The 7,048-nt window shown below is 61.2% G+C and carries 7 protein-coding genes; 2 read left to right on the forward strand and 5 right to left on the reverse strand.

The genetic code is table 11. The features are described from left to right. Positions 1-18: 18 nt before the first annotated feature. On the forward strand, positions 19-411 hold the full coding sequence (locus NW805_RS00285) for a thioredoxin family protein (protein WP_414421282.1): 393 nt from the start codon (positions 19-21) through the stop codon (positions 409-411). Here NW805_RS00285 and NW805_RS00290 read toward each other — a convergent pair. From NW805_RS00290 to NW805_RS00310, 5 genes are all read right to left on the reverse strand, one after another. Continuing rightward, the gene (locus NW805_RS00290; RefSeq protein WP_414421283.1) at positions 348-1,943 is read right to left on the reverse strand and encodes a hydantoinase B/oxoprolinase family protein; all 1,596 of its coding nucleotides are present in this window, start codon (positions 1,941-1,943) and stop codon (positions 348-350) included. The two genes, NW805_RS00285 and NW805_RS00290, sit on opposite strands and share 64 nt — an antisense overlap. 5 nt (positions 1,944-1,948) lie before the next feature. After that, positions 1,949-2,257 (reverse strand): hypothetical protein, encoded by a 309-nt coding sequence (locus NW805_RS00295; protein ID WP_414329349.1) that lies wholly within the window; start codon positions 2,255-2,257, stop codon positions 1,949-1,951. Positions 2,258-2,288: 31 nt separating this feature from the next. Further along, a complete protein-coding gene (locus NW805_RS00300; RefSeq protein WP_238376905.1) occupies positions 2,289-2,828 on the reverse strand; it encodes a PDZ domain-containing protein in 540 nt (179 codons plus the stop codon). Between the two features lie 240 nt (positions 2,829-3,068). Next, entirely contained in the window at positions 3,069-4,019 is a 951-nt protein-coding gene (pip, locus tag NW805_RS00305) for a prolyl aminopeptidase (RefSeq protein ID WP_414421284.1), read from the reverse strand. Between the two features lie 27 nt (positions 4,020-4,046). Then, positions 4,047-6,254, reverse strand: a complete 2,208-nt coding sequence (locus NW805_RS00310; RefSeq protein ID WP_414421285.1) for a glycoside hydrolase — start codon at positions 6,252-6,254, stop codon at positions 4,047-4,049. Between the two features lie 167 nt (positions 6,255-6,421). Here NW805_RS00310 and NW805_RS00315 point away from each other — a divergent pair, with 167 nt between their 5' ends. Next, positions 6,422-6,940 carry an HNH endonuclease gene (locus NW805_RS00315; RefSeq protein ID WP_414331697.1) on the forward strand — a complete coding sequence of 173 codons (519 nt, stop codon included), beginning with the start codon at positions 6,422-6,424 and terminating at the stop codon, positions 6,938-6,940. The last annotated feature ends 108 nt before the right edge of the window (positions 6,941-7,048 follow it).

Consider the following 7,048-nt stretch of genomic DNA (forward strand, 5'->3'; position numbering starts at 1 on the left):
TTCTTTAGTTTGGGAGTGATGGCCTTGCAAGTTGCTTTAGATGCTTTTAATCAAGAACTTTTGACAAGTGATGGGTTGGTTTTGGTGGATTTCGGCGCCCCTTGGTGTGGCCTGTGTCGCTTCATTCAGCCGATTACCGACCGTCTCGTAGCCGAGTGGGGAGGGGCGGTCAAAGTACTGCGGGTGAATGTAGACGACAATTTTTGGCTGCCGCGCCGCTATCGGGTGCGCTCTTTGCCAACCCTAATTTTGTTTGAGAAAGGTCAAGAAGTGCAAAGGCTGGAGCACTTCGCCAGCCGCGATGAGGTGATCCGCCGCTGCGAGCAGTTGTTTCTTGACCACCTGCGCTACCTGGGTTCGGGAGCCTGCTCATCCTCGCTTGAGCCCCAAGCTCCGCCGCCGGGCGTGTAGAGGGTGATTACGTCGCCGGCTTTTAGGGAGCGGCTGATTTTGCCAGGCAAGGGATCCCCGTTGAGGAGGTTGATCCCCACTTGGCCTGGCCCGCCTCCCTGTTCTCCTTGGGGGGCATAGTGGCGCCGCTCGGTGAGCAGGGAGAGGGTGCAATCCTGCAAAGTCTGGATGGAGCGGATTAGCCCCCAGCCGCCCCGCTGTTGACCATGGCCGCCGGAATCCTGGCGGAGCTCGTAGCGCAGTACCCGCAGGGGATACTCCAGCTCCAGAGCCTCGATGGGGGTGTTGAGGGTATTGCTCATGCCCACATGCACTCCGTCCAAACCCGGTCGTTGCCGGCTGGCCCCCTGACCACCTCCCAGGGTTTCGTAGTAGGTGAAGTGGCGGTTGCCCAGCACACAGTTGTTCATGGTGCCCTGCCCCTGAGCGATGCTCCGCAATCCGGCCACGGGAGCCAGAGCTTTGAACACCACATCGGCAATGCGCTGCGAGGTTTCCACATTGCCCGCCACCACTGCTGCCGGAAACTGGGCATTCACCAAGCAGCCGGGCGGCGCCACGATCTCGATGGGATCCTCCAAGCCGACATTGCTGGGGGCCGTGGGATCCAACAGACAGCGCAGGGCAAACAACACCGCCGAGCGGGTGACGGCCAGGGGCGCGTTCAGGTTTCCCGCCATGGCCGGAGCAGTGCCGGTGAAGTCCACCCGCAGCTTCTCGCCCTCTACTTCCACCTGCACCCGAATCTCAAGGGGCGCGGGCGGATCCCCGTAGCCCTCCAACCAATCCTCAGCCGTGTAGATCCCATCGGGCAGAGCCTGAATTTGCGCCCGCATCCGCCGGCGGCTGTACTCGATGACCCCTGCGATCAACTGCCAAGCTTCCTCTTCTCCAAAGCGGGCCAGCAACTCCCGAAACCGGCTCATCCCCACTGCGCTGGCCCCCACCTGGGCCTGCAGATCCCCCCGCCGCTGCTCGGCATTGCGCACATTGGCCAGGATTAGGCGCAGCAGATCCTCCTGCCAGTACAACTCTCCTTCTAGAGAGAGCCCAGCCAGCCGTACCGGCGGGATCACCAGCCCCTCTTGCCAAAGTTCTGTGGAGTCGGCGGGCATGGAGCCAGGGCGCATCCCTCCAATATCAGCGTGATGAGCACGGTTCACAGCATAGGCGCAAATCCGGTCGGGATCCCTCCAGCCGGGAATGGCCGCGACCACCGTAACGTCCGGCAGATGGGATCCCCCCTGGTAGGGATCGTTGAGGAGAAACACATCTCCGGGTCGCGGGTTGGCTGACACCACCGCTCGCACCGCCTGCGAAAGGGCGCCCAAATGCACCGGGATGTGAGCTGCCTGGGCAATGCAAGCCCCTTGCGAGTCAAACAGAGCTGTGGAGCAATCCCGCCGCTCCTTGATGTTGGCCGAGTATGAACCGCGGATGAGGCGGGCTCCCATCTCTTCGGCAATCCCCGCCAGAGCGTTGGCCATGACCTGCAACCGGATGGGATTGGAGACAGGATAGTTGCTATCCATATCCCTCAAAGCCTACGCCCCAGCCAAACGGCCACCCTGCGGATCCCTTGCCAGAACTGCAAACGACGTTGCCAGCGGGCAAGGGTATGGCGATTCTCGCGCAGACGATCCCGCAGACGCAGCAACTCAGCGGGAGTGGGAGCCAAGGCCTGTTGAGCTGCTTCTCGCCAATCGGCCATGGCCTGCTCTGTGACCCCAAGAGCCGAGCGCAGCTTCAAAATGACAGGAATGAGAGCAACCAGGGCCAAAAACAGCAAGCCGTTGAGGCCGCAAACTGCCCAGACAGCCCATCCCGAACTCCAATTGGCATTCACAGAGAGCTCCGGGTAGGGATCCCGACAAGGCTCACTGCTGCTGCAGCATCAAGGGGCGCAACACCCGGCCATCCCCCACCACAACCACCGTTGACAGCACCTGCTCACCACGGCGGAAGGTAATCGGCACCGATTGGCCTACCGGGGTATTTTGGATGATCTGCTGCACATGTTGCACGGAGGTGACCCGCTGCCCATCCACTCCAATCAAAATATCGCCCTGGGCCAGACCGGCTCGTTGAGCAGGACCATCCTGGAGCAAGCCGACCACCTGCACCCCCTGAACTCGAAGTGCGGGGCCGAACAGACGACGGCTGATGGCGCTCTGGGCTTGCTCGCCGTTCACCGTTTCAATGGCAACTCCAATGAAGCCGTTGCCGACAGCATAGGAGGCAGGCGACCACTGAACCCCGAAGCTGTTGGCGTCGCTGCTGACCTGAACCGTGGAGCCGTGGTGGTTGTAAGCTTCACCCCCAACCGAGTCGCAGGGGTAGGCCACAACTGCATCTGCCAGCAAGAAGGAGATGGGCAGGGCTAGGGCAAGCTTGAACAGATGGGTTGGTTTCTGCATGGTTCGACCCTGGAAACGGTGAAGTAGAAATGAGCTTGAATCCGCGAAGCACTTGGGTGGATGCACCAGCCAGGTGTGGGCAGCTTGCACCGCCCCTCCCTCAGTGATAAACCCAAAATCGCCAACTGTCGATAGGCTTGGCCGTGCTTCTGGGCTGGATCCCAAGGTTTTGCCGGCCTTCCTGTAGCAATTCTTCAAGGTCTTGGGATCCCTGGCAGCACTGGGTTGGCTCGGCGGGGCTCACAAACCGGCAAAGCGATCGGTGGCTTCCAGGAGGGCGGTGCGGATTCCGGGCTCGGTGATGGAATGGCCAGCATCGGGGATCATCCGAAACTCTGCTTCTGGCCAAGCCTGATGCAGCTCCCAAGCAGAGATGGGCGGGCACACCACGTCGTAGCGCCCCTGGACGATCACCGCCGGCAGATGCCGCAGCCGTCCCACCCCCCTGAGGAGCTGATCCTCCGGATCCAAAAAACCGCCGTGGACAAAGTAATGGCACTCAATGCGGGCAAAGGCCTCGGCAAACTCTCCCCGACCAAAGCGCTCGATGAGCTCTGGGCTGGGGATCAACTTGCTGGTGCTGGCCTCCCAAACAGACCAGGCGCGAGCTGCCCTCAGCCGTACCTGGGGATCTGGGTCGTTTAGGCGGCGGTGGTAGGCTGCCAGCAGGTCATCCCGCTCTTCGGGAGGGATCGGCTCCAGGTAATGTTCCCAAGCGTCGGGGAAAAAGTAGCCGGCCCCCGACTGGTAAAACCAGCGGAGCTCAAAAGGGCGCAAGAGAAAAATGCCCCGCAAGATAAACCCCAGGCAGGCTTGGGGGTGGGTTTGCCCGTAGGCCAGGGCAAGGGCACTGCCCCAGCTGCCCCCGAACACAAACCAGCGATCAATGCCCAGATGCTGACGCAACCTCTCGATGTCTGCCACCAGATCCCAGGTGGTGTTCTCCCGCAGCTCGGCATAGGGGCGGCTTTTCCCGCAACCCCGCTGATCGAACAGCACCACCCGCCAGCGGCTGGGATCGAAATACTGCCGGTAGATGGGATCGATCCCGCCTCCAGGCCCCCCGTGCAAAAACACCACCGGCTTGCCCGCCGGGTTGCCGCACTGCTCGTAGTACAGGGTGTGGAGGGAGGAAACCGCCAGAAAACCTTGATCGTAGGGCTCGATGGGGGGATAGAGATCGCGCGACATAACTTGAAGCTCTGCTGGTCATCACTCTCAGGGTCTGCGCAGGGCAATGGTGGCCTTGGGCGGGATCCCTTCCTGAAAGGTCTCGCCATCCGCGGCCAGGATGACAAATTGCAGCTCCTGACCCGGCTGGGCGCCCAAATTGCTCCAGGGGATGGCCACCTCCAAACAGGCATCCACCACCGCCTTCACTTGATGGCCGATGGCGTGCCAGGTGTGGTACTCCCCTGCCTGCAAGAGCTGGGCTTGCACCTCTGCCGGATGCTGGCCGGTGCCGGGAGGCGGCAGCGACAACCGCAACAGGTGGCGGTAGTGGTAGTTGAGAGGAGCTTCTGCCGGCAACCCCTGCAGGGGAATGGGGCTGTTGACGGTGACGCGGTTGGGATAGAACCACAGCACCAGCAATTGCCTGGGCCGCTGCACCACCGAGTTAAAATCCAGCCGCAGATAGAGGTTGAAGTGATCAAACCCGTACCAGAGGCGGCGAACGGCGCTGTTGCGGTGCATGGTGCCTCGGGCCGCTCCAATCTCCACCCGCCCCGCTTGGCTCCACTCCCGTTCTGCCGGACGACCGTTGATGGCCGGGTGGATAAACCCCTGCGGCAGGCGATCCCCTAGGCCGTCATGATCCTCCAGGGGAAATTGCAGCACGGTCGGCACCGCCTCTCCCAAAGCAGTGTAGAGCGCCTGCAGGTGCTCCCGAAACAACTGGTCGAAAACGGCATCATGGGCGGAGGAGTGGCCTGCCCCAAACCACCAGAACCAATCGGATCCCTCGGCGGCCCAGAGGGCTTCCCAGGCTTGGGGATTGGCGCGGGGATGATCCTGAATCACCTGGCGGGCCTGAGCCAAGAGCTCCCAAGCGCGGTTTTTCACCGGATCCCCAATCCAGGTGGTGAAATCTGCCTCGATCCAGGAGCCGCTGTGAAGTTGCTCTGCCGGCAAAAACTCGGTGGGCGGAAACTGATCCAGAAACTCCGAAACGGTCACCAGCCGCAGGGAGGAGTGCTGGCTGAGGCGGGTATAGAGGTTTTCCAAGAAGGGCCGGCCATCTTGGGGGTAGTACTCCCAGCAGTTTTCCCCATCCAGAGCGATGGTCACCAGCCAGGGCTGCTCCTGGGGCAGGCGGTTGCGGATGCTCTCCAGATGGCCGATGAGATCTTTGGCGGCAGCATCGGCGGGCATGGCGCTGTAGCTGAAGCCGATCAAATCCGAAAGGCGGTGATCCCGAAAGACGATGGCCAGATCCCCCCGCTCGGTTTCCAGGCGGTAGGGGCGGTAGAGCTTCTCCGGCTCCAGAATGTGGCCCTGCCCATCGCGATGAAAAGGCTGGCCCAGGCTCCACCCCAACACCCCTTCGTCGGAGATGATCCACTCAAAGCCCTGTTTTTGCACAATCGGCACAATGGCAGGGCTTACGGATTGCTCGGAAGGCCACAGGCCCCGCGGATCCCGGCCAAAGCGCTCCCGATAGATCTGCTTAGCCCGCTCCAGTTGGCTGTGGACATCCTGCTCCCAGTGAAAGGGGTAGCGAGGCAAAGGCAACCCTGGCCGAGCCACCCGCGCCGAGCGCTCGCTCACCAACAGGGGCAAGATGGGGTGGGTATAGGGGCTGGTGGTCAGTTCCAGTTGGCCGCTGCTCTGCAGTTTGGCGTGCTGGGGCAGGATAGCGCCGAGGATCTGTTGTTGCTTGGCGTAGATCCGCTGCCGATCCGCCAGGGTAAAACCGGATCCCATTTTGATCCAGCCCTCAATCTCAGGATCCTCCTGAAAGAGGGGATCAAACCAAGACAGGTTGTGCCAGGCCAGCAGATCGCTGAAGTCCTGCGGAGTCCAGTACTGCAGACACCAGTTCACCCCCTGAGATTCCCGTTGGTTGTAGAGCTGCCGATAGCGGGGATAGGGCTCGATCATGGTGGGGTAGTGGCTGTCGAAGAAGCGCTCGACCACAAAGCGCAGTTGATCGGGGCTGAGCTTTTCGACAGGGGATAAGGTCAGTTCCAGGTAAGGATCAAAAGCCGAGCCGGCTACGTACTCTTCGATTTGCACAATCAGGGAGGGCACCAAGTTGACCGTTTGGTGCAGGCGGGGATAGCGCTCCAACAGCAACACCAAGTCCAGGTAATCTTTGATCCCGTGTAGGCGCACCCAAGGCATGCGATATTTACCCGCCACCGGACTTTTGTAGAGGGGTTGGTGTTGGTGCCAAACCAGGGCGACGTGCAGCGGGTAAGTCATGGGCGGTACGGGATCCAACCATCACCCGGATACTAGCCCATCTGTCTGGCTGGCGATCGTAAGAAACTCTTGAATGTCTGAGCGCTGCCGGTGTCGATGGCGGTGGGGAAAAGCTTGCCATTCGGCAGATTCCTCAGGAGAATGGCGGCAAATGGAAGAGCTGAGCCATGACTGCCGCTACCCACCTTCTGGAACAGTCGATCGTTGTCTTTTCCCAAAACTATTTGCCCATCAGCCGGGTCAATATCAAGCGGGCAATCGTGCTGCTGCTAACAGGCAAAGCCGAACCGCTCTCGATGATGCATGTGCCGGTGTGGAAGGTGCGCTCCCCCAGCCAGGTCATTGAAGTGCCCGAACATATTCGCCTGACCATCAAGGGCAAAGAGCGCGCTTGGCGCGTGCCCCCTGTGAATCGGCGGGAGGTTTTGCGGCGGGATCACCACACCTGCCAGTATTGTGGCAGCACCCACAATCTGACCTTGGATCATGTCGTGCCCCTCTCCAAAGGGGGATCCCACAGTTGGGACAATGTGGTGACGGCTTGCGAACGCTGCAATCAACGCAAGGGCAACCGCACCCCTGAAGAAGCCAACATGCCCCTGCGCAGCAAACCCCGTGCCCCTCTCCACCCGACGGTGGCTTTTGCGGAGCAGTTCTGGCGCGAACACCAAAGTCGGCAAGAGTGACATCCTCCCGGCGCTCATCCTATGGACAGAGCGCGGGCCACCCTTCCCGTCAGCAGGACGGAGTCCTTACCTCGCGGTCGGGCATTCCTGCCCCACGCCACTTGTCTG

Origin of the sequence: Synechococcus sp. W60.1, from assembly GCF_047461575.1 — a bacterium.
Taxonomy (GTDB): Bacteria; Cyanobacteriota; Cyanobacteriia; order Thermostichales; family Thermostichaceae; genus Thermostichus.

What these genes read in the sequence shown, in the direction of transcription:
- NW805_RS00290 (WP_414421283.1), bottom strand. Translation starts at nt 1,943, where the DNA reads ATGGATAGCAACTATCCTGTCTCCAATCCCATCCGGTTGCAGGTCATG.
- pip (WP_414421284.1), bottom strand. Translation starts at nt 4,019, where the DNA reads ATGTCGCGCGATCTCTATCCCCCCATCGAGCCCTACGATCAAGGTTTT.
- NW805_RS00315 (WP_414331697.1), top strand. Translation starts at nt 6,422, where the DNA reads ATGACTGCCGCTACCCACCTTCTGGAACAGTCGATCGTTGTCTTTTCC.
- NW805_RS00285 (WP_414421282.1), top strand. Translation starts at nt 19, where the DNA reads ATGGCCTTGCAAGTTGCTTTAGATGCTTTTAATCAAGAACTTTTGACA.
- NW805_RS00300 (WP_238376905.1), bottom strand. Translation starts at nt 2,828, where the DNA reads ATGCAGAAACCAACCCATCTGTTCAAGCTTGCCCTAGCCCTGCCCATC.
- NW805_RS00310 (WP_414421285.1), bottom strand. Translation starts at nt 6,254, where the DNA reads ATGACTTACCCGCTGCACGTCGCCCTGGTTTGGCACCAACACCAACCC.